The sequence below is a fragment of the Brevibacillus schisleri genome (assembly GCF_055685845.1).
The window spans coordinates 5302753-5328418 of record NZ_JBVNDM010000001.1 but is presented as its reverse complement, the minus strand read 5'-3'; the positions used below and the strand labels follow the sequence as shown (position 1 = coordinate 5328418).

At 48.9% G+C, this 25666-nt stretch carries 23 protein-coding genes; 18 read left to right on the top strand and 5 right to left on the bottom strand.

What is annotated here, in order from left to right:
• Window positions 1-490: 490 nt before the first annotated feature.
• The gene (locus ACUUHJ_RS25270) at window positions 491-943 is read right to left on the bottom strand and encodes a VOC family protein (RefSeq protein ID WP_056491477.1); all 453 of its coding nucleotides are present in this window, start codon (window positions 941-943) and stop codon (window positions 491-493) included.
• Window positions 944-1070: 127 nt separating this feature from the next.
• Between ACUUHJ_RS25270 and ACUUHJ_RS25265 the strand changes: the two genes are divergently transcribed.
• The 6 genes from ACUUHJ_RS25265 to ACUUHJ_RS25240 all read left to right on the top strand — a co-directional run bounded on the left by ACUUHJ_RS25265 (window position 1071) and on the right by ACUUHJ_RS25240 (window position 7369).
• Window positions 1071-1346, top strand: a complete 276-nt coding sequence (locus ACUUHJ_RS25265) for a DUF2277 domain-containing protein (protein ID WP_015892925.1) — start codon at window positions 1071-1073, stop codon at window positions 1344-1346.
• 183 nt (window positions 1347-1529) lie between these two features.
• Window positions 1530-1859 carry a cupin domain-containing protein gene (locus tag ACUUHJ_RS25260; RefSeq protein WP_064201449.1) on the top strand — a complete coding sequence of 110 codons (330 nt, stop codon included), beginning with the start codon at window positions 1530-1532 and terminating at the stop codon, window positions 1857-1859.
• Window positions 1860-2058: 199 nt separating this feature from the next.
• Window positions 2059-2751, top strand: a complete 693-nt coding sequence (locus ACUUHJ_RS25255; RefSeq protein WP_289674327.1) for an FHA domain-containing protein — start codon at window positions 2059-2061, stop codon at window positions 2749-2751.
• 169 nt (window positions 2752-2920) lie between these two features.
• Window positions 2921-4972 (top strand): penicillin-binding transpeptidase domain-containing protein, encoded by a 2052-nt coding sequence (locus ACUUHJ_RS25250; RefSeq protein WP_472300262.1) that lies wholly within the window; start codon window positions 2921-2923, stop codon window positions 4970-4972.
• Window positions 4973-4983: 11 nt separating this feature from the next.
• Window positions 4984-6993: a peptidoglycan D,D-transpeptidase FtsI family protein gene (locus tag ACUUHJ_RS25245; protein WP_472300261.1), complete on the top strand. Its 2010-nt coding sequence runs from the start codon at window positions 4984-4986 to the stop codon at window positions 6991-6993.
• Window positions 6994-7072: 79 nt separating this feature from the next.
• Entirely contained in the window at window positions 7073-7369 is a 297-nt protein-coding gene (locus ACUUHJ_RS25240; RefSeq protein ID WP_472300260.1) for a hypothetical protein, read from the top strand.
• A gap of 51 nt (window positions 7370-7420) precedes the next feature.
• On the opposite strand, the gene ACUUHJ_RS25235 is transcribed toward ACUUHJ_RS25240, so the two are convergent.
• Window positions 7421-8299, bottom strand: a complete 879-nt coding sequence (locus tag ACUUHJ_RS25235; RefSeq protein ID WP_472300259.1) for a proline iminopeptidase-family hydrolase — start codon at window positions 8297-8299, stop codon at window positions 7421-7423.
• 174 nt (window positions 8300-8473) lie between these two features.
• Here ACUUHJ_RS25235 and ACUUHJ_RS25230 point away from each other — a divergent pair, with 174 nt between their 5' ends.
• The 10 genes from ACUUHJ_RS25230 to ACUUHJ_RS25185 all read left to right on the top strand — a co-directional run bounded on the left by ACUUHJ_RS25230 (window position 8474) and on the right by ACUUHJ_RS25185 (window position 19163).
• Window positions 8474-9379 (top strand): hypothetical protein, encoded by a 906-nt coding sequence (locus tag ACUUHJ_RS25230; protein ID WP_472300258.1) that lies wholly within the window; start codon window positions 8474-8476, stop codon window positions 9377-9379.
• Between the two features lie 27 nt (window positions 9380-9406).
• Entirely contained in the window at window positions 9407-10864 is a 1458-nt protein-coding gene (locus ACUUHJ_RS25225) for a sensor histidine kinase (protein WP_472300257.1), read from the top strand.
• Entirely contained in the window at window positions 10861-11556 is a 696-nt protein-coding gene (locus ACUUHJ_RS25220; protein ID WP_472300255.1) for a response regulator transcription factor, read from the top strand. Before ACUUHJ_RS25225 ends, ACUUHJ_RS25220 begins: the two co-directional genes overlap by 4 nt.
• 145 nt (window positions 11557-11701) lie before the next feature.
• Complete coding sequence (locus ACUUHJ_RS25215) at window positions 11702-12697, top strand: beta-ketoacyl-ACP synthase III (RefSeq protein WP_472300254.1); 996 nt, start codon at window positions 11702-11704, stop codon at window positions 12695-12697.
• Window positions 12687-13862 carry an ATP-grasp domain-containing protein gene (locus ACUUHJ_RS25210; RefSeq protein WP_472300253.1) on the top strand — a complete coding sequence of 392 codons (1176 nt, stop codon included), beginning with the start codon at window positions 12687-12689 and terminating at the stop codon, window positions 13860-13862. Before ACUUHJ_RS25215 ends, ACUUHJ_RS25210 begins: the two co-directional genes overlap by 11 nt.
• Window positions 13863-13877: 15 nt before the next feature.
• The gene (locus tag ACUUHJ_RS25205; RefSeq protein WP_289674316.1) at window positions 13878-14879 is read left to right on the top strand and encodes an NAD-dependent epimerase/dehydratase family protein; all 1002 of its coding nucleotides are present in this window, start codon (window positions 13878-13880) and stop codon (window positions 14877-14879) included.
• Complete coding sequence (locus ACUUHJ_RS25200) at window positions 14869-15720, top strand: MBL fold metallo-hydrolase (protein WP_472300252.1); 852 nt, start codon at window positions 14869-14871, stop codon at window positions 15718-15720. Before ACUUHJ_RS25205 ends, ACUUHJ_RS25200 begins: the two co-directional genes overlap by 11 nt.
• On the top strand, window positions 15708-17042 hold the full coding sequence (locus ACUUHJ_RS25195) for a F390 synthetase-related protein (RefSeq protein WP_472300251.1): 1335 nt from the start codon (window positions 15708-15710) through the stop codon (window positions 17040-17042). Before ACUUHJ_RS25200 ends, ACUUHJ_RS25195 begins: the two co-directional genes overlap by 13 nt.
• Window positions 17035-18180 (top strand): GNAT family N-acetyltransferase, encoded by a 1146-nt coding sequence (locus ACUUHJ_RS25190; RefSeq protein WP_472301243.1) that lies wholly within the window; start codon window positions 17035-17037, stop codon window positions 18178-18180. The genes ACUUHJ_RS25195 and ACUUHJ_RS25190 overlap by 8 nt, the downstream gene beginning before the upstream one ends.
• A 95-nt stretch (window positions 18181-18275) precedes the next feature.
• Window positions 18276-19163, top strand: a complete 888-nt coding sequence (locus ACUUHJ_RS25185; RefSeq protein WP_289674312.1) for a DMT family transporter — start codon at window positions 18276-18278, stop codon at window positions 19161-19163.
• Here the strand turns inward: ACUUHJ_RS25185 and ACUUHJ_RS25180 are convergent, their stop codons facing one another.
• Window positions 19164-19871: an ArsR/SmtB family transcription factor gene (locus ACUUHJ_RS25180; RefSeq protein ID WP_289674311.1), complete on the bottom strand. Its 708-nt coding sequence runs from the start codon at window positions 19869-19871 to the stop codon at window positions 19164-19166. It lies immediately after the preceding gene.
• A gap of 216 nt (window positions 19872-20087) precedes the next feature.
• Window positions 20088-21074 carry a M23 family metallopeptidase gene (locus tag ACUUHJ_RS25175; protein WP_472300250.1) on the bottom strand — a complete coding sequence of 329 codons (987 nt, stop codon included), beginning with the start codon at window positions 21072-21074 and terminating at the stop codon, window positions 20088-20090.
• A gap of 198 nt (window positions 21075-21272) precedes the next feature.
• Between ACUUHJ_RS25175 and ACUUHJ_RS25170 the strand changes: the two genes are divergently transcribed.
• The gene (locus ACUUHJ_RS25170) at window positions 21273-21998 is read left to right on the top strand and encodes a response regulator transcription factor (RefSeq protein ID WP_472300249.1); all 726 of its coding nucleotides are present in this window, start codon (window positions 21273-21275) and stop codon (window positions 21996-21998) included.
• Window positions 21988-23751, top strand: a complete 1764-nt coding sequence (locus ACUUHJ_RS25165; RefSeq protein ID WP_472300247.1) for a sensor histidine kinase — start codon at window positions 21988-21990, stop codon at window positions 23749-23751. Before ACUUHJ_RS25170 ends, ACUUHJ_RS25165 begins: the two co-directional genes overlap by 11 nt.
• An 85-nt stretch (window positions 23752-23836) precedes the next feature.
• Here ACUUHJ_RS25165 and ACUUHJ_RS25160 read toward each other — a convergent pair whose 3' ends face one another.
• Entirely contained in the window at window positions 23837-25594 is a 1758-nt protein-coding gene (locus ACUUHJ_RS25160) for a methyl-accepting chemotaxis protein (protein ID WP_472300246.1), read from the bottom strand.
• Between the last annotated feature and the right edge of the window lie 72 nt (window positions 25595-25666).

Below are 25666 nucleotides of genomic sequence, written 5' to 3'. Positions count from 1 at the left end.
CCTCTGCTGAATAGTTGAGGTGTTTTATTTATGCATATATTTATTAGTTTAGCATAACATATTATTGGGAATTACGATAGTTCTTCCCTCAATTATACTAAAGCTGAATTATGCATATTCTTCAGCTAAGTTCAGTAAAAACGACCTTTTCAGATTAGTCAAGGTCGTTTTTACTTTTTTAGGTGCAAACTTGCATTCAGTATCAGATTAATAACGGAGCCAAACTTAAGTTTTTTTATTAAAGATAAACAAAATAACTTTACCGTTACTTGTGATACGGTTCACCGTACATGATCCTAAACTATCGACCCCGTTAGTTGAGTCTCTTTCATTTGGTTTTGCATTGATTTCCGTTTAAGTTCATGCATCACGAAGTCCCACCGATTTAAGGCAGCTTGCTGCTGGCCGCAATGCTTTGTTTATAAGACACTGCTTTTCTGTTTCTATTTTTACTCTAGTAATGTCAGTTAAGTCTTCTTTTAAACGGCACTTATTTATTACCGAGCTGTTCCGCCAAACCGATTAGAAGTCCTTCAATTCCACGAATGTAGCAAAGCCGATACGAGTCCTGGTACTGAACCACTTCTCCGACGAGCTGAGCGCCATGCTTAGTGAGCCTGGATACCATTTCGTCAATGTCTTCAACGGTGAACATGACCCGCAGATAACCGAGGGCATTTACAGGAGCAGTTCGGTGATCTGATATAGTCGGTGGGGTGAGAAATCGCGAAAGTTCAAGTCGGCTGTGGCCATCTGGGGTAACCATCATAGCAATCTCTACACATTGTGAACCCAGCCCGGTTACGCGACCAGCCCATTCACCTTCGACAGTAGCGCGTCCTTCGAGCTTCAAGCCAATCTCCTCGAAGAAAGAGATGGCGTCATCAAGGGATTCTACAACGATACCAACATTGTCCATTCTTAGTAATTTGTTATTTGCCATTAGTTTTATCTCCTTATGTGTACAAATTTATTACCTGATCATCTTTTGAAGCACAATCAGCCCAGCCTAGGATTCATTGCTTACGTATAGTAGAATGATACAAAAAAGGGAACAGAAGGTGTAAGCGATGTGCCGAAACATCAAAACCTTATTCAACTTCGACCCACCCGCGACAGAAGATGAGATTCAAGCAGCAGCCCTGCAATTCGTGCGAAAGCTTTCGGGCTTCAACACGCCTTCGAAGGCCAATGAAGAGGCTTTTCATCGTGCGGTCCAAGAGGTCTCCGTTGTTGCGAAAAATCTCCTAGATTCGCTCGTGACGAATGCAGACCCACGCAATCGAGAAGTTGAAATCGAGCGAGCTCGCGCAAGAAACGCCAAACGGTTTGGCACGACAGAGTAGTGAGACGATAAAGATGAACAGTCTAGTTAACGGGCAGGCCTTCAGGGTAACTGCCTATTTTTGTTTAGTATATCAGAAATTTCAGTATCTTATCATCTCCTTATGAGATGATTTATCATTTCGTTACTATGTCTCTCTCCTGCAAATTATATTATCGTAGAGTGCAAAGGGGAGAGGATCATCATGGAAAAGGTGAACGTCGCACAACATTTATCACGCTTGCAAGATTCCTGGAGCTCTCTGGTTGTCGGAGAGATGAATGATACGTCTATTAAGCTAGAGAAGCTGCAAGGTGAGTATCCTTGGCAACAAAATGACCAAAAAGATGAACTGCTGTTTGTCGTCAAAGGCAGACTGCTGCTGATGTACCACGAGCGTAATATATGGGTGGAAGCCGGAGAGTTTATCGTTGTGCCAAAGGGAGTGTCCTACAAGCTGTTTATTCCGAATGGCGATTGTCATCTACTGGCGATTGAACCGAAAAAATTTGCTGCTCTCAAGCGCTGCTCCTAAGACGATCAACATAGAAAATCGAGCGCTATTCGTTTGTGGATAGCGATGATATAGAGCTGTCAATCGACCGGTCACTTTCGTTGTCTGGACAATTGGCGGCTTTTTTGCTATTAATATATGTTCAAAAAAGTGTTGACTTATGCGTACTTTGTACTGTAATAAATACTGATGATAGCTCCAACTCTTTTCGAGGTGATGAATGTTGGACGACGGCATATATGTATTGATCAAAAAAGGAGACCCCGAACAGCTTCAAAAGCGTCAGTTTCTACATAAGGAAGAGTGTACGATTGGGAGACGGGGCAATCAATTTCAGCCAGACATTGCTTTTTCCAGTCCGTATATATCCAGAAGGCATGCAGTGATAAGGAAAATCAATAACCAATATTCCATTTCTGATTTGCAAAGCAAGCATGGGACAGAAGTAAACGGAAATCCAATACAGCAAGCACCCCATTTTCTTTATCATGGTGATCATATTACGCTGGCCAAAGGCGTGGTCGAAATGATATTTTTCGCAGAGGGTAGCGAGATGGATGTGACGAGGGAGTTCTCATTCCCTTTGATGAATCCAAAAGAAACCACCTCCACTTCCGGCTTGGTCATCAATCTGGAACGTAGAGAAATCCGTCTCGATGGCGCAAGAATCCATTTGACCGGAAAAGATATGGACTTGCTCATGCTTTTGTACCAACGTGCGAATCAGGCGGTCAGCTATGAGGAAATCATGGTACTCGTCTGGCCGGAGCGGTTGCTGAATACGGTAAGCAGCGTTCCTGATGTTGGACGAGCCGAGATCAACGCGCTCGTTTATCGCTTGCGTAAGCGGCTAGGCAGATATGGCGAGAATGTCACCACGATCCCGCGCTTTGGTTACATGTGGGAAGAATAGTAGGCAGTACGGCAGACACAGGATGCATTTCCTGTGTTTTTTTGCATTTGATGTAACTCTCTGACACTTATCATCGTACTATGAGAATAGTCTCATCCTGTCATCATCTTTTTTCCATATATTATGGTATCTGACTGTAATATCGTGTGTTAGGGAAGGTGAATGACTAGTGAAAAAGACATGGATAGTATTTTGGACGGTTTTTGTCGTTGTTCTTTCAGGGTTTTTCTATCTTTTCTGGGACTTTTGGAAGGACACCACGCAGTCGGATGGTGAGAGGGCAAAGGCCGCATTCACAGCATATACGACAAAATGGAAAGAACAGAAGTTCTCTGACATGTACGAGCAGCTTTCTTTACATACAAAAAAGACTATCAGTAAAGAAGAATTCGTTTCGCGTTACCAAAACATTTACGGAGGAGTCGATGCCAAAGCGATTGTGGTTGAGCCGATGTACAATGGCGACGTCATGCCAGGTGAGGATGGACAGATCAACTTTCATTATCGGCTGACGATGGAAACCTTCGTCGAACCGATTTCTTTTACAGGGAAAGCAAAGCTTGTCAAAGAAACGCAGAACGACTTGCAGGACTGGTACATTCATTGGAATCCTACTTTTATTTTTCCCGAAATGAAAGAAGGGGACAAAGTAAGAGCCAATACGGTGTATCCCAGACGAGGTGAAATCACGGATCGGGCAGGGCGTCCGTTGGCAACAGAGCGTGTCGTGATAGATATCGGGATAAATCCGGGAGAATGGAACCAGACGTCACAAACCGGGAAAATGGCGGTCAGCAAGCTCTTGCAAATACCGTTGGATGACCTCACCTCGAAGGTCCAAGCGGCGACAAGCAAGTCGACCAAGTTTATCCGGATCGCTACGCTGCCGCAGAACGATGCACGCATCAAACAATTAGAAAAAACTGAAGGGCTCCAATTGCAAAAAAAGAAAGTCCGCTACTATCCCTATCAGGACGCGACGGCCCATCTGGTTGGCTATGTAGGAGCGATCAGTCAGGAAGAGTACGAGAAGCGAAAGGATCAGGGCTATATAACGTCCGATGTGATTGGAAAATCAGGACTGGAACAGATTTTTGAGGAGAAGCTAAGAGGGAGTGCAGGTGGGCGTATCGTCATCACGGATGCAGATGGAACGGAAAAAAAGACCGTGGTGGAACGCTTCGCCAGGCATGGACAGCCACTGGCATTAACCATAGATGCAGAAGTACAGCAGACAATTTACCAGGAGCTGAAAAACGAAGCAGGCACGGCTGCGGCCATTTCACCAAAGACCGGGGAAATACTGGCCCTCGTCAATTCCCCGTCCTTTGATCCGAATGCGTTTGTGCTTGGGATGTCGGCTACAGAATGGAAGCAACTGAATGAAAACCCGCAAAAGCCGCTTCTCAATCGATTCGCGCGCGGGTTTGCGCCGGGCTCCACCTTTAAGCCGATTACGGCAGCGATTGGCCTTGGGTCAGGAGCCATTACCCCTGCGGATAGTATCCAAGTCCGCGGACTACATTGGCAAAAGGATGTGTCCTGGGGTGGATACGAGGTAACGCGGGTCAGCGATTACGGGGGACCTGTCAATTTGGAAAAAGCATTGGTTTACTCCGACAATATTTATTTTGCGAAAGCGGCGCTCTCCATTGGGGAGGAGCCATTCGTGAAAAAGAGCGAGTTGTTTGGATTCCATGAAGCACTTCCGATTCCATATCCACTAGAAAAGTCGAAGCTGTATAACGACGGTTTCAAAAACGAGATTCAATTGGCAGACTCCGGTTACGGTCAGGGCGAGGTAACGATGACGCCGCTTCACCTTGCGTTGGTGTACAGTGCTTTTGCAAATGACGGGAATATCGTGAATCCATCTCTGTTGCAGGGAGACAAAAAAGATGGGTATTGGAAGACGAATGTCATACCTGCCGATGTGGCGAGCACGGTGAAGCAGTATTTGATACAGGTTATGGAAGACCCGCGCGGTACCGGTCGAGGAGCACGCGTGCCTGGTATTCGCATGGCGGGTAAGACTGGAACTGCTGAGTTGAAACAGAAAAAAGGCGAGCTTGGGTTGGAAAACGGATGGTACGCCGTTTTTAATGTAGATGATCCGCGTTTGCTGGTTACCATGATGATAGAAGATGTCCGTGGTCGGGGTGGCAGTCATGTACTCGATGCACGTATCAAACGGATCTTCACGAAGGCACTGAAAAATTAGGGAGAGCAAGTATGAAAGAAGCAAAAAACGATCGTGTGAAACGACTGCAAATCGTATATATCGTCGTATTTCTGATGTTTGTGGGTATCATTTTGAGATTGGCGCAAATTCAAATCCAGCAAGGGAGCATTTATGCAAATGAGCTGGCAGACAGATCGTACAAAAAAGATTACATTCCGGCTATGCGAGGAAACATTTATGACCGTAACGGATATGTCATTGCCGAAAGTCGGCCTTCTCATCTCGCCGTCTTTCGTGAACAAGAGATCATGGAGAAGAAAGCGTACTTTGACCTGGTGGAAAAGCTGGGGAAAATACTGAGTCTCGACAAGGCCACACTGTTAAAAAAGATGGATGTCGGCTATGCCTACGAGAATGGCAAGTACGTGGAAGCGGCACGACAATTGCCGCGCTATTTGGAGAAAGAGCTGAAGGTGGATTTGACTGCTAAAGAAATCGCTGTACTGGGTGAGCATCGTGGCGATCTGCCAGGGATTGAGGTGGTGACAAAACCCATCCGAAAATACGATCCGAAGCAAATCGCTGTACAGGCGGTTGGATATGTCCGGCCCTTTCATATTGCTGAAAATGTGAAGCTCGCCTCCTACAAGGATGAGAGTACACGGTATTTGCCGAACCAGTTAGTCGGGCTCGATGGGATTGAGCTGTCTTACGAAAACGAGCTTCGCGGGAGCAACGGTTACCGGATGTATGAGGTCGCAGCAAATCAGACGGTTGTGAAGCAAGTGGAGGAAGTTCCATCCGTCCCGGGCAATCATGTGTATCTCACCATTGATCAGCGGGTACAGCTAGGTATCCGGGATTCGATCCGAGAGTTTCTCCCGAAGCTGCGTGCAACCATCCCTGAGGCGAGGGGGGCAAAGGGAGCGTACGTCGTGGCAGTCGAGGTTAAGACAGGCAAGGTCGTTGCGATGGTCAGCTATCCCGAATACGATCCAAACGTATGGATTGAGGGACCGGATCAAAAAATGTATGACCAGATCAAGCTGGCGGTGACGAATGGAGCCATTCGGGAAGCCCCATACAATACACAGCCATTAAAAGGAGAGGCAGCCATCCAGGAGGGCTACAAGCACCCGGGTTCAATTGTGCCATCTGGGTCTGTCATCAAGCCGATTACGGTATTGCTCGGTTTGCAGCAAGGCATTATTACTCCCTCCGATCGTTGGAATGATGGAGGTGTGTATCACTATGGACGTGGTACGGATCGGATTAAGAATGACAGTTCCAAAGCGCATGGCATGATTACCCCAGCGATTTCCCTGCAAAAGTCATCGAATACATATATGGCGAGAATCGGAGAGGAGCTGTCCCGGCGAAAAGGAAAAGAGTCAGCGTCCGTCCTGCAATCGTACTATCATGCGTTCGGATTAGGCGTTCAGACTGGTGTAGATTTGCCGAATGAAAACAAAGGCAAAGAAGACTATTTGGTGATGGATGAAAACTACGGACCATTAGCAGCGATGGTGCAGGCTTCCTTTGGGCAGCAAGTTCGGGCAACGACGATGCAATTGGCACAGTATGTGGCTACACTTGCGAATAAAGGTGTACGTTTGCAGCCGCAGATGGTAGATAAGATCACAGACGCAAAAGGAAACCTGGTGAAAACGTACACGTCAAAAACCATGAGCACCTTTCCTCACCCAGATAAATATTGGGATGTTTTAGAGCAAGGCATGGTGATGGTGACGAAACCAGGGGGAACAGCAGTCCGCGCGTATGCGGGAATGCCGTTTCAGGTAGCAGCAAAAACAGGTACATCTGAACAAGACATTTATGTACCAGTGACGGTGACAGATGAGAAAACAGGACAGAAAAAGACAAAGTGGAAAATGCACGCCCGCATTACGAATGGTGTCAGCATTTCGTATGCGCCTGTCGACGATCCGGTCCTGGCAGTAGCCGTAATCGTTCCTGAGGGTGGTTATGGGGGAAGATCGGCCGCGATCATTTCACGTTCCGTGTACGAAGTGTATGACAAGCATATCGGATTGAAATAGTAAGCTGTTCGAAGTGATTCTGCCGAGGATCTACTTCGGACAGCTTCGTTTAGCCATTTGACAGATTAGGGGGATGATTATGGCAGGGGTGGAGATAAACGATTTATTAAGATTCGTTATGATTACTTTTATCATAAGTTTAGTCGTTATTTCCGTTGCTTTATTGCTTCAAAAGAAACAAGGTAATCTTGTCAATGGATTCACACTGAGCATGATTTCAGCAATTTCAGTAACCGTTTCTGGAACGAATCTTATGATGATGGGTTATATAGATGATGAATTGAACCTAGGTGGAGACGTTATGTCTACCTATATGTTTTTCATCATTGTAGGGTTAAACATCCTTAATTTCCTTCTTTACTTAAAAAAAGAATGAGAGGCTCGGAAAAACTCGCATCGTCGGTGATACGAAGTTTTTCCGTTTTTTTTATTTCGAATCTGCTTTTTGCAAAAAGCGGCGGATGACTTGCACGTATTCGTCTGTCTCTTCCAGATAGCCAACATGCGAGCTGTTTTCAAAGACATGGAGCTCGGCGTTTGGCACCAGAGACTGATAATAACCAGTCGATTCAGGCGTCGCTTCATCATAGCGGCCGCAAACGAACAGGGAAGGGATGTTGATTTGATGCAGCTGGGGTGTGTAGTCGAATGTTTTCAGATTTCCTGTTGGGCAAAACTCGGACGGTCCCCACATCGTCATGTACACTTCTTTGTTCGCCTTTGGACGGCTTTCTGTCATGACGGTTGGCATTGGATCAAGGCGGCACACATGGCGCTTGTAGTATTCCTTCATGGCATCCTGATATTCTTGTGAATCAGTTGTACCCTGCTCCTCGTGTGTGGCGATGGTTTGTTGCACATCTACTGGCAATTGCTCGATTAAACGATCTGCGTCCTGTTTCCAACGCTCTGCGCTCAGGCATGGGCTGGAGAAGATGATGCTCTGTACCCCCACCGGTTTGGCATCCACCAAATAAGCTGCTGCCAGCATCGTGCCCCACGAATGCCCCAGGATGTGTACCTCTTTTAAGTCAAGGGCTTGTCTGATGCAAGCGAGCTCCTCCACAAAGCGTTCGGTTTTCCAAAGAGTCAGATCTGTCGGGCGATCGGAATTGCCTGACCCCAGCTGATCGTAGAAAATGACGGGTCTGTCGTTGCCTAAGACATGAAGCGTTGATTTGAGCGGATCATGCGTATTGCCAGGTCCGCCATGAAGGACGATCAGAGGTGTTTTCTCCCCTTCGCCGACACGACTGTACCATACTCTGCCGCCAGGAACTTCAATATAGCCTTCTTGCATACTCATCGATAATGCCTCCACTTCAGGTTCATACTGATCTCTCTTCCTTTCAATATAGCATATGGAATTGTTTTTACACTTTTTTTAGAATTGATTTAGAGCATGTTTAGACCCACTATTTATCATCACTGGTATAGGAAGCGATGACAGTTGCTTTCGATGAGACTAGGAGGGATCAGCATGCGAAAAAAATGGTTGGGTTTCGGCTTGTCTGTTGGGATCACAGGAGCATTGATTTGGGGATACGGGGCTTCAGCGAGTGCGGATAGCACGACGATGAGCGTGTATAAATCAGCCCTGCAACAAACGAAGGAAGCGAAGAGCATGACGGCCCACGCGCAGCTAGCACTCACAGACAACGGAACGAAGCTGCTCACACTCGAGGGAGTTGCAAAGATCGATCATAACCAGCACATCGGGAATGTCGATGCGACTATTACAGACACACTGGGCGAGAAAAGAGTGCAAGCCTTTCTGGAAAAGGATCAAGTCGTGGTTAAAAAAGGGGATAGTAACATTTATCGGGTCATGGAAAAAATGGATAGAAGACCCCAACCAGAAAATGACGCCGATAACAAACGCGGAGCAATGATGCATAAGCTGCTTACTACGGTATTCGGCGATCTCGGAAAAAACGCGACCGTTGAAAATCTACCGGATGGAGGCAAGCGTACGTCGCTTCAGCTCTCCGAAGAGCAAATTCCGGCATTTATCCAGGTAGCCGGACCTATTCTTTACGATAAGCTCGTCGAACATAGTCAAGAAGCGTCTTCCTCTGAGAACGGGCTATCTGTGAAGCTTCCCCGCTTGCAAGAGGATTTCCAAGTGGACCAAGTATTGCTGAACGCCAAGATCGATGGGAAAAATCAAATCCAGCAGCAAACTGCTGTGGTACAACTTTCGGGAACAGACACGTCTGGGAAAGAGCACAAGCTCCAGCTTTCTTTGGATATCCGATTGTCCGATTTGGGTACGACCACACCGGATCGCATCGATCTTACTGGCAAGCAAGTCGAGAAGGTTTCCCGTGAGGACATGAAGAACAAATGGAGAAAAGACTGGACGAAGCATTCCGAATCCGAGTAAACCATGACTGCAAGGGGGTAATGAAACATGTCGATCAAAACAAGACTTTTGCTCTCCTATATTGCCATGATTATCATCCCCCTTGTTTTGTTTGGATTGGTGGCATCGGGATTGGCGAATTACTTTTGGGGGGAACTAGGAGCAGGCAAACCGCTCCTCCGTGATACGCTCAATAAACGAGACGAGTTGTTCGCTGGTGTCACATTTATGGCTAAATACGCTCCCAATCAATTGACGAACCAGAAGCTGCTAACAGAGATGGATGAGGAGCTACAAGCAGTTGGCGGAGCATTGATTCTGACCAAGGACGAGCATGTGCTATTTGCTTCCCCGTCGATTGATAGCGCTGATGTACCTGATTATTTACAGGATCAGCCGGATCAGGGGCTCATGCATAGCTGGAAGCCGTTTAAACAGGACGGCTACACGTTTGATACGTACGAGTTTACTTTTGCTGATCAGAGGAAAGGAAAGCTCTACTTCCTTGCGAATTCTTTCCCATACATGCAGACAGGTATCTATTTTTTTAGCGCATTGATTCTCAGTCTTCTAACGATTGTGGCGCTGACGAACGGTGTACTAACGTTTCTTGTTTCGCGCAGTATCATTCGACCTTTGTACGCCTTAAAGCAGGCAGCGAACGAAATCAAAGAAGGCAATCTGGAGCGTCCTGTTCAACTCCATCGCAAAGATGAGCTGGGAGAGCTGGGGGAAGCATTTGAAGAGATGCGCAACAGATTGTATGATTCTATCCATTTGCAGCTTCAGTATGAAGAAAATCGTAAACAATTGATTTCGAGTATCTCCCATGACCTGAAAACACCCATCACAGGAATAAAAGCATGTGTGGAAGCGGTGCAGGAAGGGATTGCGGATACGGAAGCGAAGCGAGAAAAATATATGAAGATGATTGCCATCAAATCAGAGCAGATGGACCGTCTGATTGATGAGCTGTTTTTATTCTCGAGACTGGATTTGAACAAGCTTCCCTTTCACTTTGAAGAAGTCGATATACGAACATATATGGCACAGTTTGCCGAAGAGCTGCGGCTAGACCCGCGGATGCACGGCGTATCTATTCGCTATGACGAGCATAATGAAAGCCCGATTCTTGTCATGGCTGATCAGGAAAAACTCCATCGCGTGCTCATGAATATCGTGGACAATAGCTTGAAGTATTTGAACAAGGACGAGAAGCTGATTCGATTGAAAGTGGAGAAAGCCAATGGTGAAGTGCTAGTGGCGATCTCCGACAATGGAACAGGGATTGAAAAAGAAGCAATGCCCCATATTTTTGACCGCTTTTATCGGGCGGACCCTGCACGTAATTCGGCCATGGGAGGCAGCGGTCTTGGACTCGCCATCGTCAAACAAATTGTGGAGGGGCACGGTGGTCGTGTATGGGTGGACAGTGAGAGCGGACGCGGGACCCGTATTTGTTTTACCTTGCCAGATATCAAGAGAGTCGGGGGTAACACGGAATGAAGCACATTTTAATCATTGAAGATGACACGGTGATTGCAGAGGTGCAAAAGGATTATTTGGAGGCAAACGGCTACTCGGTCGATGTTGCTACTTCTGGCGATAGGGGTTTGCAAAAGGCATTGCAAGAGGAGTATGACCTCCTGATTCTAGACCTGATGCTCCCCATCGTGGATGGCTTCGAAATCTGCAAGCAAGTCCGGAAAGCCAAAAATATTCCCATCCTGCTCGTCTCTGCGAAAAAGGAAGACATCGACAAGATACGTGGCCTGGGTCTTGGTGCCGACGATCATATCAGCAAGCCTTTTAGCTTAGGAGAACTGGTAGCGAGAGTCAAAGCCCATCTGGCCCGTTACGACCGTCTCGTTTCCGATTCCAAACCGCATACGGCAAAAGAGGAGATCAGGCTTCGTGGGATTCGCATCGACAAGCTGGCGAGGAGAGTTTATATCAATGGAAATGAAGTAGCTTTCACTTCCAAGGAATACGACCTCCTGCTCTTTTTGGTAACCCACCCCAACTGGGTGTTTAGCAAAACGGCGCTGTTTGAAAAAATTTGGGGTCTCGATTCGTACGGGGATATCGCGACAGTGACCGTGCATATTAGCAAGCTGCGGGAAAAAATAGAAAGTGATCCGGCTAAGCCGCAATACATCGAGACGGTGTGGGGTGTCGGTTATCGCTTTTTACTATAGTAGTAGAAGAAATGCAGCATACATAAACACTTGGGTATTTCGTACCAAGTGTTTATTCTGTTTCCCATAAATCGACAAACTTAGGTAAAATAAATGGCAGATGTCGAATAGTGTGTAGGAATGCGAGCTAAGGGAGACACCGATCATGGAGAGAAAAATCAAAATCCTCGGAACAGGGAAATACTTGCCGACTCGGCGAGTGACAGCAGCAGAACTGGAAGAAAAGCTGGGACTTGCGGCTGGATGGGTAGAGAAAAAGTCCGGGGTAAGCGTCAGACATTTTGTGACGAATGAAACGGCAGCACAGATGGGAGCCATCGCTGCTAAGCGTGCTATGGAAGCGGCGGGACTTTCCCTTCACGAGATCGATTGTATCGTGTGTGCAAGCGGTACGGCGCAGCAGGAAATCCCATGCACGGCTGCTTTGATTCAAGAAGAGCTTCAACTAAGCAAATCAGGTATTCCCTGCTTTGATATAAATGCGACATGCCTCAGCTTTGTCACTGCGCTGGATGTGATGTCGTGCCAGATGGCGGTTGGTATTTACGAGCGAGTCTTGATCATTTCATCAGAGATATCCTCCGCAGGTTTGAATTGGGAGCAAAAAGAGAGCTGCGTGCTGTTCGGAGATGGAGCTGCGGCTGTTGTCATCGGCAGGACGCCAGAAACAGAAAGCTCCCGCATCTTGGGTTCAAGCATGAAAACATACAGTGAAGGCGCACACTATTCCGAAATAAGGGGTGGCGGCACGCTGATCCACCCGAGACAATTTGCCCAAGGAAGAGAAGCAGACTTTGCATTTGATATGGACGGACGGAAAATTTTTCGCCTGACCTCGCAATTGATTACCGGATTCGTGGATCGTTTGCTGTCGTCAGCCTCCGTAACCAAGGAGCAAATCCGTACCGTCATTCCTCATCAGGCCAGTGGGATGGCGATGCGGATCATGGCAGGCAAGCTCGGATTTAGCGACCAGCAAATGGTGAACATTCTGGCGGATCATGGAAATGTCATCGCAGCTTCGATTCCGATGGCGCTGCATGAAGCGATTGGGCAGAAACGAGTACAGCGAGGCGATCACCTGATGCTGTTGGGCACATCTGCTGGCTTGTCTCTCGGAGGAATTGTGCTTGAATACTAAACAATCAGTCTTGCTGACAGGAGGACGAGCTCCAGCTACGTTAGAGCTGGCGCGCTTGCTGGGTTCTGTGGGACATCGAGTCATTGTAGCGGAGAGTGCGCGGCGACATTTATGCCAGCACTCTCGTTATGTAGAGCGATCCTACCAAGTGCCTCCACCCCGACAGCAGCCGGATGCTTATATCGAAAAGCTGTGTGAAATCATGCAGCGTGAGCGCATCGATCTGTTGATCCCGACTTGCGAGGAGATCTTTTACGTATCGCAGGGGCGGGATCAATTGCGTGACTATGGTGAAGTGCTTGTGGAAGGAATCGAGGTACTGCGCTCGTTGCACGACAAATGGCTTTTTGCCGAAATGGCGCGCGAGGTGGGAGCACGGGTACCGCATACGGTTCGGGTACAATCTTCGGCTCAATTGCGGGAGGCCATGCTGCAAGCAGGAGGACCTGTGGTGCTGAAGCCCGTCTATTCTCGCTTCGCAGCTCATGTACAAATTGTGGCTGACCCGTTATCTGCGGTAGGGCAGTCCTCACTGCCCCAACCGACAGTTTGGCAACCATGGCTAGTTCAACAGTTTATAAAAGGGAAACAGGTGTGCAGCTACGCGGTTGCTCTGGATGGACAGCTCACTTTGTACGCCGATTACAAAACAACACATACAGCAGGGCAGGGTGCCTCGATTTACTTCGCCTATTCAGACCATCCACAGGTAAGAGAGTTTGTTAGTCGCTTTGTGCAACGGCATACGTTTCGTGGACAAATCGCATTTGATTTCATTGAGAATGAGCAGGGAGAGCTATATGTGATTGAGTGCAATCCACGCCTGACAAGCGGTGTGCATTTGTTTACAGGACAGCACGACGCGGCTACTGCCTATTTTTCTGATCGGGGAAAAACCGTTGTTCCTGCTGGAAAACAAGCTTGCATGCTAGGGATGGCGATGCTGACATACGGTCTTGCTGGCATGACGAATGGAGAGAAGGCAAAGCGTTGGGTGAGCGACCTGCTTTCTGCAAGGGATGCACTGTTTAGGTGGGATGATCCACGGCCTTTTTTTGATCAGTTCTCCATGCTGGCAGATTTGGCTTGGCAGAGCTTTCGAACGGGAAAAAGCATGATTGCTTGCAGTACGAGCGATATCGAATGGAACGGAGAAGAGGCATAAGGAAGTGAGGAAGAAATGAACAAGCGAGTTCTAGTAACAGGGGCGACGGGGTTTCTCGGACAGAAGCTGGCTACACGACTGCATGAAATGGGCTATGACGTAACAGCGCAAGGACGAGACGAGCGAATCGGCCAGCTATTGCAGGAGCGAGGCATTCGATTCCTTTGGGCAGACCTAAGAGACAGAGAAGCTATGGTGAAGGCTTGCCGCGATCAGGCCATTGTGCATCACGCTGCTGCTTTTTCCTCCCCGTGGGGAACGTACCGTGACATGTACGAGACGAATGTGACAGGAACCATTCATGTCATCGAGGGCTGCAAGCTGCACGGCATCCAGCGTCTGGTCCATGTATCGACGCCAAGTATTTATTTTGCTTTTGACGACAAGCTGGGAATCCGCGAAGATGAACCGATGCCCGTTCGGTTTGCCAATACATACGCACAAACCAAATACCAGGCGGAGCTGGAAGTCGACAAGGCGTTTCTTGCAGGACTACCGACGATCACGATTCGTCCGCGGGCCTTGTTTGGCCCAGGAGACAATGCAATCCTTCCCAGATTGATCCGCGCCAATGAAAAGAAATTCGTTCCGCTGATCGACGGAGGCAAGGCGATCATTGATTTGACCTATGTGGAAAATGTCGTGGACGCGCTGATCTTGTGTATGGATTCTCCAGCGCACACATTAGGACAGGCTTACAACATTACAAATGGAGAGCCAGTGACGATGATTGAGGTGTTGTCAGATGTGTTTCGGCGCTTGGGGGTTCCACTGAAAACGCGCGAGCTGCCATATTGGAAGGCGTATGCCGCAGCTTGGGTGCTGGAGACACTCTCCAAAACCGTTTTGGGCTATCGCGAGCCGGTTTTGACACGTTACTCGGTCGGTGTGCTCGCCAAATCACAAACCTTGGATATCTCAAAGGCGAAGCGCGATCTGGGCTATGAACCGCGGGTGAGCATTGCCCAAGGCATCGAGACCTTTACAGAATGGTGGAGGACGCAGGATGGACGTTAAACTGACGCTGATGGACACGGGCTACTGCCAGCAGCTCGAAATGTTTTCACGAAAGGGCGGCCGGATGAAAAACATTCCGTTTCACGCCATCGCAGGGCTTATCGAGCATCCCGTCCACGGCTTGCTGCTCTTTGATACGGGCTATTCACAGCGTTTTTTTGAAGCCACGAGCAAGCTTCCTTATTCGCTGTACGGCAAAATAACGCCCGTATTCTCAAAGGCACATGAGAGTATTACTGAGCAGCTCGCAGCACGCGGAATCCAAACGACAGATATAGCGGGTATTCTCATTTCCCATTTTCATGCGGATCATATCGGCGGTTTGCGTGATTTTCCGCATGCGCGACTATACTGCTTCGAGAGTGCTTACAACCACGTGAAGGGAAAGAAGGGTTGGGCGGCGCTGCGGGAGGCGTACTTGCCTGATTTGATGCCGAACGATTTCGAAGAACGGGTGACTTTCATTGATCGAGGAGAGCTTGTGGCATTGCCCGAAGCTTACGCGCCATACACGGAAGGCTACGATTTGTTTGCCGATCAGAGTCTGTACATCGTCGATCTGAACGGACATGCAATTGGGCAGTTTGGTGTGTTCCTGCGCGATCGGGATCATGGGGATGTATTTTTGTGCGCGGATGCTGCCTGGTCGAGTGAGGCATATCGCGACAACCTATTGCCTCATCCACTGGCTATGTTGATCATGGCGGATCGACAGGCGTATCGCGAGCATTTGCACAGGCTGCATGTGCTATCCCGCCAACGTCCCGACCTGAAAATCATGCCGACACACTGCGGGGAAGTCTGGCAGGCCAGCAGAGGAGCGTTCACATGGAGATCATGACGATCTTGAAGCAGTATGTAAAAACGAAGTGGCTTGCTCGTCGGTTTTCCTCGCGTGAGCAGCTGGTGAAATGGCAAGAAGCGCAGGTCAGAGCAATGTTGACACGCATTTTGCCAGCCTCTCCTTTTTACCGAAAGAGATTGGGAACGCCAGAACGCTGGAGACAGATGGAGCCAATCGATAAAAAGAGCATGATGGACCATTTTGACGAGCTGAATACGTACGGGATCAAGAAGGAAGAAGCATTTGCGATTGCACTGAAAGCAGAAACGACACGCGATTTCACTCCCCAATTAAACGGCGTGACCGTAGGCTTGTCTTCTGGGACATCTGGCAATCGCGGGCTTTTTCTCGTGGGACCGCAGGAGCAGGCGAAATGGGCAGGGGTGATTTTGGCGAAAGCATTGCCTGGTCAGCTATGGTCGACGCATCGGATTGCTTTTTTCTTGCGAGCGAATAGCAACCTGTATACAGCGGTCAACAGGCGTCGCATTCAATTCTCGTTCTTCGATTTGCAAATACCGCTCGATCAGCACCTTGAACATCTGAATCAGTATCAGCCGACGGTGGTGGTTGCGCCAGCCTCGATGTTGAGAATGCTCGCGACTGCCCAGCGTCAGGGGAAATTGCGGATATCTCCGATCAAGGTAATCTCGGTGGCGGAAGTGCTGGACCCGTTGGATCAAATATACATCGCAGAAGTGTTCGGGCAAATCGTGCATCAAATTTATCAATGCACAGAAGGTCTGCTTGCGGTGAGCTGCTCACACGGGACGTTGCATGTCAATGAAGACCTCGTGGTAGTGGAAAAGGAATATCTCGATGAAAAAAAGGAGCGATTCTTTCCGATCATCACAGACTTTTCCCGGACGACACAGCCGATTATCCGTTATCGATTGAACGACATTTTGACGGAAAAGCGCACACCATGTCCATGCGGCTCGGTGTTTATGGCGCTGGAATCAATCGAGGGCAGGGCAGATGATCTGTTTGTTTTTCGCCATGAAAACGAAGCGCGTTGGATATCGGTCTTTCCTGATTTCATCCGGCGTGCCGTCATTACCTCGTCTGATGCGATTGAAGAGTATACGGTACGGCAGCTAAGCTACGAGCAAGTTGAGATAGCTCTGCTCACGAAGGATGGGGAAGGACCGTCCACGCGTGAGCAGGAACGAGTACGTCATAGTCTCGAGCGAGTCATTGCCGATCAGCAAGGACAATTGCCTGCGATTGTGTTTGCACCGTATGAGCCGAATCTCGGTACGAAAAAATTGCGGCGGGTAGAGAGGATGTTTGTTCCAGGTGAGCAGGCCATTGATTGAATGGTATGAAGGGACTTCGGCGGGGCAAATCCCTTGGGAACAGGGGCAGGATGCCGACTATGTCAAAAGCTACTTGTTGCCTATGATGACGGAACATCCATCCCGCTATGTGCAAAATGTACAGACGCAGATGCATGCACTCCGTGTAGGCGATCGGATCATGCCCGTAACGGTGAACGATACCGAGTACGACAATTCGTATGTCAGTTCTGTGTTTACCCATTATGTGAGGTATGCGAAGGAAGAGCTGAGCATGCTCGATTCAGCGGTGCTGAGGCTGGCACTGTCGACTGTACTTTCAGGGCTTGGACGCTGGATGAAAAAAAGCCAATGCAACAAAATGGTCATCGTCAACAACTGGCTGTTATCGACGAATCTGTATCATGATGTGCGTGCAGATGAAGTGAAGGACATCACGGAAAGCTGCATCCAAAAGTTCCCTAGTCACATCATCGCGTTTCGATCTGTTTGTCGCAGGCTGTATCCGGATTTTCACAAGGGGCTCGTAGAGAAGGGCTATCTCATGGTCCCCAGCCGCTACGTCTACCTCTTTCATCCCGACTGGCCCGCACAGGGCAAGTGGCGGGTCCGCAATACGCTCAACCGCGATCGAAAAATGCTTGCCAAATCCTGCTATCGTATCCTGCGTCATGAGGAGCTGAGAGAACAGCATATCGAGCGAATCGTTACTTTATATAACGCGCTGTATCTGGATAAATACTCCCGGCATAATCCACAGTTTTCGGTGGAGTTCGTCCGACTGGCGATGCAAAAGAGGACATTGACCCTCATCGGCTTGGAAAAAGACGGACAGCTGGACGGCATTCTTGGCTATTTTGAACGAAATGGTGTGATGACGACACCGCTATTCGGCTATGATACGACGCTCCCCAAAGAGACCGGGCTGTATCGGATGCTGTCGTGCCTCTTGGTACAAGAAGCACAGAGCAAGGGCATCCTGCTCCATCAAAGTGCGGGTGTAGGTGCATTCAAAGCGGACAGAGGAGCAGAGGGAGAGCCGGAATTTACAGCGGTGTATGTCAAACATTTGCCGTTTTATCGTCGAGCGGTCTGGAAGGTGCTCGCTGTCTTGCTGAATCAAATCGGGATCAAGATGGTGGAGAAGTACCGACTGTAAACCATTTGCACACTTCGATCTACATCGAACTAACCGTCAGGTACACTGCATGTAAGAAGAAGCAAGTAGCTTGCCTGAAACGGGGGAACAACGCCATGAATCGAATTTTGTTCGGGATACTTGTCGTCGTGACGACATCATTGATGGGTTCGTCTTTTGCGGTAGGAAAGATTGGATTAACCTATTTTTCACCATTGCTGCTGGTAGGACTGCGTTTTACGCTGGCAGGACTGATCATGGGAGCGTGGGTATGGAAAAAGCCGCTCCCGAAGTCGGCGGGTGACTGGGGGAAGCTGTGTCTGATCGGATTTTTGCAGACGGCAGCCGTCATGGGGTGTATCTTTTTGAGTCTGCGTACGATCACAGCGGGTGAATCCTCGATCCTGACGTTTATGAACCCACTGCTTGTGGTCATATGGGGCACGTTGTTTCTCGGAATATCCTATCGACTGACGCAATGGATGGGGGTTCTGGTTGGACTGGTAGGGGTGTTCATCACGCTTGGCTTCCATCTGCAATGGGAGACGGGAACGCTGTTTGGGATCGGGTCCGCTCTTGCTTGGTCAATGGCTACGATTCTCGTTAAAAAGTGGGGAGTCCGCTTCAATGTGTGGGTGCTGACAGCTTATCAGATGCTGCTCGGAGGAATTCTGCTCCTCGTGATGGGGGTCACGCTCGAAACGCCGAAGCTGATTGTGACACCGACCGCTGTGTTTGTCGTCCTCTGGCTTGCGATCATGGCTTCCATTGTGCAGTTTGCGACGTGGTTTTACTTGCTGAATCACGGAGACCCGGGCAGGACGAGTGCTTTTTTGTTCCTCGCTCCGTTCTTCGGTGTTTTGTCGGGGTGGGTGTTGCTGGGTGAGGTCGTGCAATGGCATGTGTATGTGGGGGGATTGTTGATTTTCGCAGGGATTTTCCTGGTGAACTGGACGTTTGCCCCACGCAGGCAAGTCAGTAAAAAAGCACAGCTGGCAGAGTAGCTAGCTGTGCTTTTTGCATTCATCTACTTGCAGTCCGAACTCGGTCATAAAACCAGAGCTGCCTAACGGCGTGACACGGACTGCCCTCCCTCCTGGCACTCGCTCGATCCAGCCAAGCTCAAAAAATCGGTTGGTGAGAGAGGCTCCGAGGCTACCTGCCAAGTGATGGCGACGCTCGCTCCAATCCAAACACGGACGGGCAAAGCGACGTCTGCTCTTTGGCTTGACCACAAGGTCTACGCCGAGTGATTGCAGCTTGTTTTTTCCCGTTTCACTGAGCACGTAGTCTTGATCGGATACCTCGATCAACTGCATCTCCAGCAATTTCTGCGTCAGGGCAACGCCTACTTCACCAGCGAGATGGTCGTAGCAGGTACGCGCATAGCGGATGGCTCGCAATTGGTCCGACTCGCGCAAGGAACGAACCGGCTTAGGTGCAGCGATCGTCATTAACGATTCCAGGGCATGGGCGACATCAGGGCTGGCTAGGCGATAGTAGCGATGTCGACCGTGTGACTCGCTGACCAAAAGACCGCCTTCCACCAGCTTTGCCAAATGCGTGCTTGCCGTTTGGGGGGTGATCTTTGCGTTTCGTGCGAGCTCACTGGCGGGGAGTGCCTTGCCGTTCATCAGGCTGATCAGGATGGAGACGCGGGATGGTTCTCCTATGAGGGACGCGACCTCTATAATATTTGGGCTGGTACTCATCAGACAGCGGACCTCCTCCATCATTTTTTATCTTCTATTAATGACTCTAGCAGAATCTTACAGCTAAAAAAACTAGAGATGTTTGCAAAAAGCAGAAGTAGCGGAACAGACTGCCAAGATAATGGAGTATAATATTGTCCTCTAAAAGGAAGCGACAGTCCATCTCTTTGGATACAAGACAAAGAATGGACTGCCGCTGTCTAACCGCTATACGATTTACTTCGCTGTAATGCTTTCACCTTGACGCGGATTCAATCCGTTCTCCCACTGCACGCGAATGGATTTGCTATGGAACAAATCTTTGCCATCAGAGACCTGATAATGCAGATGAGGCTCGCTGGAATTGCCAGAGTTGCCACATAGCCCAAGCAAATCCCCTTTCTCCACATGATCGCCAACCTTTACCTTTACGGAGCCTTCCTTCAAATGGGCGAAGTAGCTGAATTCCCCATTGCCATGATCGAGGATGACGACGTTGCCAGCGGGCTCTTGTGCGTTCATCGTTCCGACAGGGACATTATCCTTGAGATCATGGACGACATGTACAACAGTTCCTGCCTGCGGTGCGTGTATTTCTTGCCCGAATGCGAAATAGCTCTCGTTTTTCGCAGGGTCCCCCTTGTAGGATAATCCGTCTTTGACCTGAATCAGATCGTATGCATAGCGTTGGCTCTCCACCTCGTAGTGATAGTTTGAAAGGACATTCTGACCTCCCCAAAACACATACCACTCACCTGTAAACGGTGCGCTATACGCCAGCTTTGTCAAAGCATTGTCGGTGTCAGGATAGCTTTGCAGCAGCTTTAATAAAACACCCGTAATGATCCCTTTTTCATCCGTCGTAAGGACAAGGCCCCGTTTGGCGTCCTGATCCACCCAGGTACCATAATAGCTGCCGTTTACGGACGTGTGGGAATGCTGATTCCACGACTTCAACCCCGAGCTAAAAGCAGTATACCCTTCTACAAACTGTGTTTTTGAAACCTGCTGTTTGAATGACGGGCTTGTTTGCTCATATACCTCCTCTATTTTTCCGTTAAGGAGAGCTTGCACAATAGACTCCGCTTGATCCGTCATCGTCTCTGCACCTTCTTTTTTCTTTGTGAGGGATTCAGTAGTTGAGGGGATTGCGGTTGCCTCTGATTGCGCAGTACATCCTGTCAAAAGAATTGCTCCTACAAGTGAAATCCAAACTTTTTTCATGTCGCCACTCCTATCTTGTTCTAAGTGCTCGTTTCATTATAGAAAGCCACTCTTATCGGACATGAAACGCTGGCTTACAGGATACTTAAATCTGTCGCGGCAAAATTATGATTCCGTTAAGGTTGTTGCGGACGCGCGCCGACACTACGCATGATAAAATGGAGGATAACGCAAAAGCGCAAAAGGAGCGAAGTGATCGTGAAAGATGCAGCTATCCTTCTCGTGGACGATGAGCAAGCGATCCTCCAATTGCTTGAGACCGTACTGCACAAAGAAGGATTCCACTCGATCGACAAGGTGAAAACATCTGAGGAGGCGCTCTGTGCATGCGAACGAAAAAGCTATGACCTGATCGTTCTGGACGTAACGCTTCCGAATATGAGCGGCATAGAAGCTTGCCCATTCATCCGCCGTCTGACGGATGCACCAATTCTGTTCTTGAGTGCGAGAGACACCGATTTTGACAAGCTAACCGGATTTGCCGTTGGCGGTGATGATTACGTGACGAAGCCGTTTAACCCGATGGAAATCGTTGCACGCATCAAGGCATTGCTTCGCCGTACACGCAAACCGAACGCGGTTGTACCGACAGCACCCGTTCAAGGGGTCTATGATTTTGGTCGGTTTCAAGTCCATGAAGCAGCAGGGGAGCTCTGTGTGGAGGGGAAAGTCATTCCTTGTCCGTCCCTTGTTTTTCAACTGTTGCTATTTTTGTGCAAAAATCCGAATCGGATATTTTCGAAAAGCGAGCTGTACGAACGAGTATGGGGCGTGAATAGCTTACGTGACGACAACACTATCATGGTACATATCCATCGGATTCGGGAGCGCATCGAGCCCGATCCAGCGCAGCCAGAGTTTTTGGTGAACGTTAGGGGACTCGGGTACAAAATGGTGAAAAAGGGCCTTCCTAATGAATATTAAGAGCAGAATCGCACTCCATTTGATCATGTGGTTGGTGCTGGTTGGCCTCATTCTCTTTGTGCTAGCCGGGTTTACGTTATATTGGACGCTTGAAGAAATGTCAAAAGTACAGTCTTCACGTCAATTTGAAAGCGTCGGCTTGCAGCGGCTGATCCAGACCTTAGAAGTAGAGGGAGAGGATGTCCGCTTTGACCCCGAGCTGTTGGAGAAGGTGCGAGATAGCGGAGGGTGGCTTCAGCGGATTGATGAAAAGGGGTATGTCACTGACTCTTTCTTTACCCCGCCTGACGTACCCAGCTACTACGGCCCTGGCCAATTAACGGCTTATTGGCTCCGGAAAAGCCCGTTCCCCTATCAGCTATCGTTATGGATACAGGAAAAAGACGGCGTGGTACACACCTTGCTGTATGGAATGACGAACCGCGATGACGACTTCTTGCAACAGTTGATCGAGGAGGCTGATCATAAAAATAACGAGATCCTGCTTCCTCCAAGCATCCAAAATCAATTGAAGAGTAAAGCGGGCTGGGTGCAGCTCTTAGATCCGAAAGGGGGAGAGCTGGCTTCCTTTAATAAGCCTGCAAAAGCGATTAAGGACTTCACCGTGGAAGAACTGGCCCTGCGTTCGATATACCCGGATCGCTACGGAGCAACAATCGTATCGCATTATGATCAAAAAAGCGGCCAAACCTGGGTACTCAGTTATCCGTTGCCAGGAACGACTCCCGGGGAAGAACCGCTTTTGACACCGGAAAGTAAGGCCCTTTATATCGGGATGGGCATGTTGCTCTTGTCGGCGATGCTCGTCTTCGGGATTGTGTCCTACTTGTTCGGACAGCGATTTGGCGCACCGATTGTTCACGTATTACGGTGGTTGACCTTTCTGCGTGGGGGGCAGTACGAGGAGCCTGCCAATGCGGATGGTGTTCCGCTAAGCCAAGACAAGCGAGGGAAGAGAAAGCGCAAATACCGTATCTACCAAGATGTAATCGACTCGATGGACTCCTTGTCGCAAACGCTTAACCGCAACGAAAAGCTTCGTCATGAAACGGAGCAATTGAGAAATGAGTGGATAGCGGGCGTTTCCCATGATCTGAAAACGCCGCTGTCCTCTGTCAAAGGGTACGCGCATCTATTAGGAAATGCCGAGTATACGTGGACGGCAGAAGAGGTACATACCTTCGCCAAAATTATTTTGGACAAGTCAGCGTATATGGAAGACTTGATCAACGATTTGGCGTTGACGTATCGATTGAGGAACGGACAAGGTGCTCCTACGGTCGAGCTCGTTGACTTGAATGGTTGTACAGCTGAAGCCATTACGGAAGCAGCAAAACATCCGTTGTACCCAGAAGGCTGCATCCGGTTTACCCCCTCTCCCGAACCTGTTTACATGCTCGTCTACAAGCCTTGGTTTCAGCGTATCGTGGATAATCTGGTTGCCAATGCCTTGATTCACAACGAGAGCGGTACGATTGTGTCCATCAGCGTACAAGCAGTCGGGCCAGCTACAGCTTTGCTTATTTTTAGCGACAATGGTAGCGGGATGGATGAAGAAACAGCAGATCGACTATTTGAGAGGTATTATCGTGGCACAGACACCGAGTCCCGCACGGAAGGCTCTGGTCTAGGGATGGTCATTACAAAGGCATTAGTGGAAGCGTTTGGTGGTTCTATCGAGGTGAAAACAGCTGTCGGGCAGGGGACGACGATTTCGATTACGTGGGAAGCGGAGCAACCGCCTCGGGTTTAATTAGGCTGATAGGGAGAGGAAAAGGCTGCGTTGCGAGGTCAGGGGTGACCAGCAAAGGCAGCCTTTTTCGTTTCAGAGATGATTCTTACACCTTAAACTGTTGAATCGATTCATGCAGCTCGTCCGCCATTTTTGACAAGGAAGCAGCAGAGGACGAGATTTCCTCCATAGAGGCTAATTGTTGTTCAGCGGCGGCGGAAATGTTTTGTGTTCCGAAAGCCGTTGTCTCCGCAGTGGTGGCAATCGCTTCAATGGAATGGACAGCTTGCTCTGCTCCGGTTGTCATGTGATGAGTGGCTGTGGTAACTTGCTGGATTTGACGTGCTACTTCTGTCGTTCCAGACAAAATTTCCTGGAAGGCCTTGCTGGCTTCATGTACGACTTCGATTCCTGCCGAAACCTCAGATGTCGTTGTTTCCATCACGTATACGGCTTTGTTCGTATCGACTTGAATCGCGCTAATGAGGTCTTTAATCTGCTGAGTAGATTTTGCTGATTGCTCGGCCAAGATTCGTACTTCATTGGCGACGACAGCAAATCCACGTCCATGCTCTCCAGCACGAGCCGCTTCAATCGCAGCGTTTAGCGCCAACAGGTTCGTCTGTTCGGCAATGGATGTAATGACCTCAACAATGTTGCTGATTTCTGAAGAGCGGTGACCAAGCATTTTGATTGATTCTGCCAGCTCTTGGACAGTTGTGTTGATGGAATTCATTTGAGCGATGGCACCGACAATTGCTTCATTGCCGTTTGAGACCAGCATATTCGTTGTATCGACTGTCAGGGAGACTTGTTCGGAACTGGACGCAATTTGTTGCAAACTCGAGGACATGTCGTTGATCGTCTTGACCGTACCATCGATCGTTTTGGACTGATCTTCTGCTCCGACGGCGATCTCTTGCATCGTGACGGCAATTTGCTCGGTTGCCTTGCTCGTCTGTTCTGCACTCGCCGTCAGCTCCTCAGAGGTAGAAGCGACATGCAGAGAGCTGACGCGGACACGAGAGATGAGCTCGCGCAAATTCGCTGTCATATGGGTGACGTCATGGACCAATTGTCCGATTTCATCACGGTTTTTTACGACGATGTCTTTCCCGGACAGATCACCACCGGCAATTTCTTTCACGCGCTCGGCAACCAGGGCAATAGGTCTGGAAATGAACCCGGAGGCATACCACGAGACGACGAATCCGACGATCAAGGAGATTCCCAGCACGATCAGCAAATCAGACAGTACACTTTCAGCAGCGGCATTGAAGTCTTCCATGTAGCTGCTGGCGCTTACGATCCATCCCCAGTGAGGGTCTAGCTTGGAATAAGCAATTTTCGGATAGAGAACATCTGGCTCCGCTGGCTTCGACCACTGATAGTATGTAAAGCCGCCACCTTCCTGACCGCGTTTAATCATATCTTGGGTAAAAAAGATACCGTCAGGATCTTTTGCATCCCATTGATTCTTCCCCTCAATGGAAGGAGAGGCGAGCAAGACACCTTTCTCATCCAGAACGAACATGTATCCACTGGCACCCGAATCGACATTTTTGTTAATCGAGCGGGTTCCATCCGACTGTTTGGGGCCGAGGATGTGAAGTTTTACTTGCTCTTGTGCATCTTCTTTGCTGATTTTTCCAGCTTCGACCTGTTTCTGGAGAACATCAATCATTTCAATCGTCAAGTTCACGTTATTTTTTAAGATACGGCTGCCCAAGTCGTCCAAGCTGTAGCTCGCAGAATAATAGCCCTGAATTCCGATGTTAAGGCAAGGAAGTGCCAATAGCAGGAGACATAACAGGACGAGCTTAGTTCGCAGAGAGCTTGAACGGGAGAACTTGGCTGTTTTCATAAAGAACACCTCGTTGATCCATAGTATTTTATCTAGAAAAGAAAACACCAAGATGATTGCCCCTAGACTTAC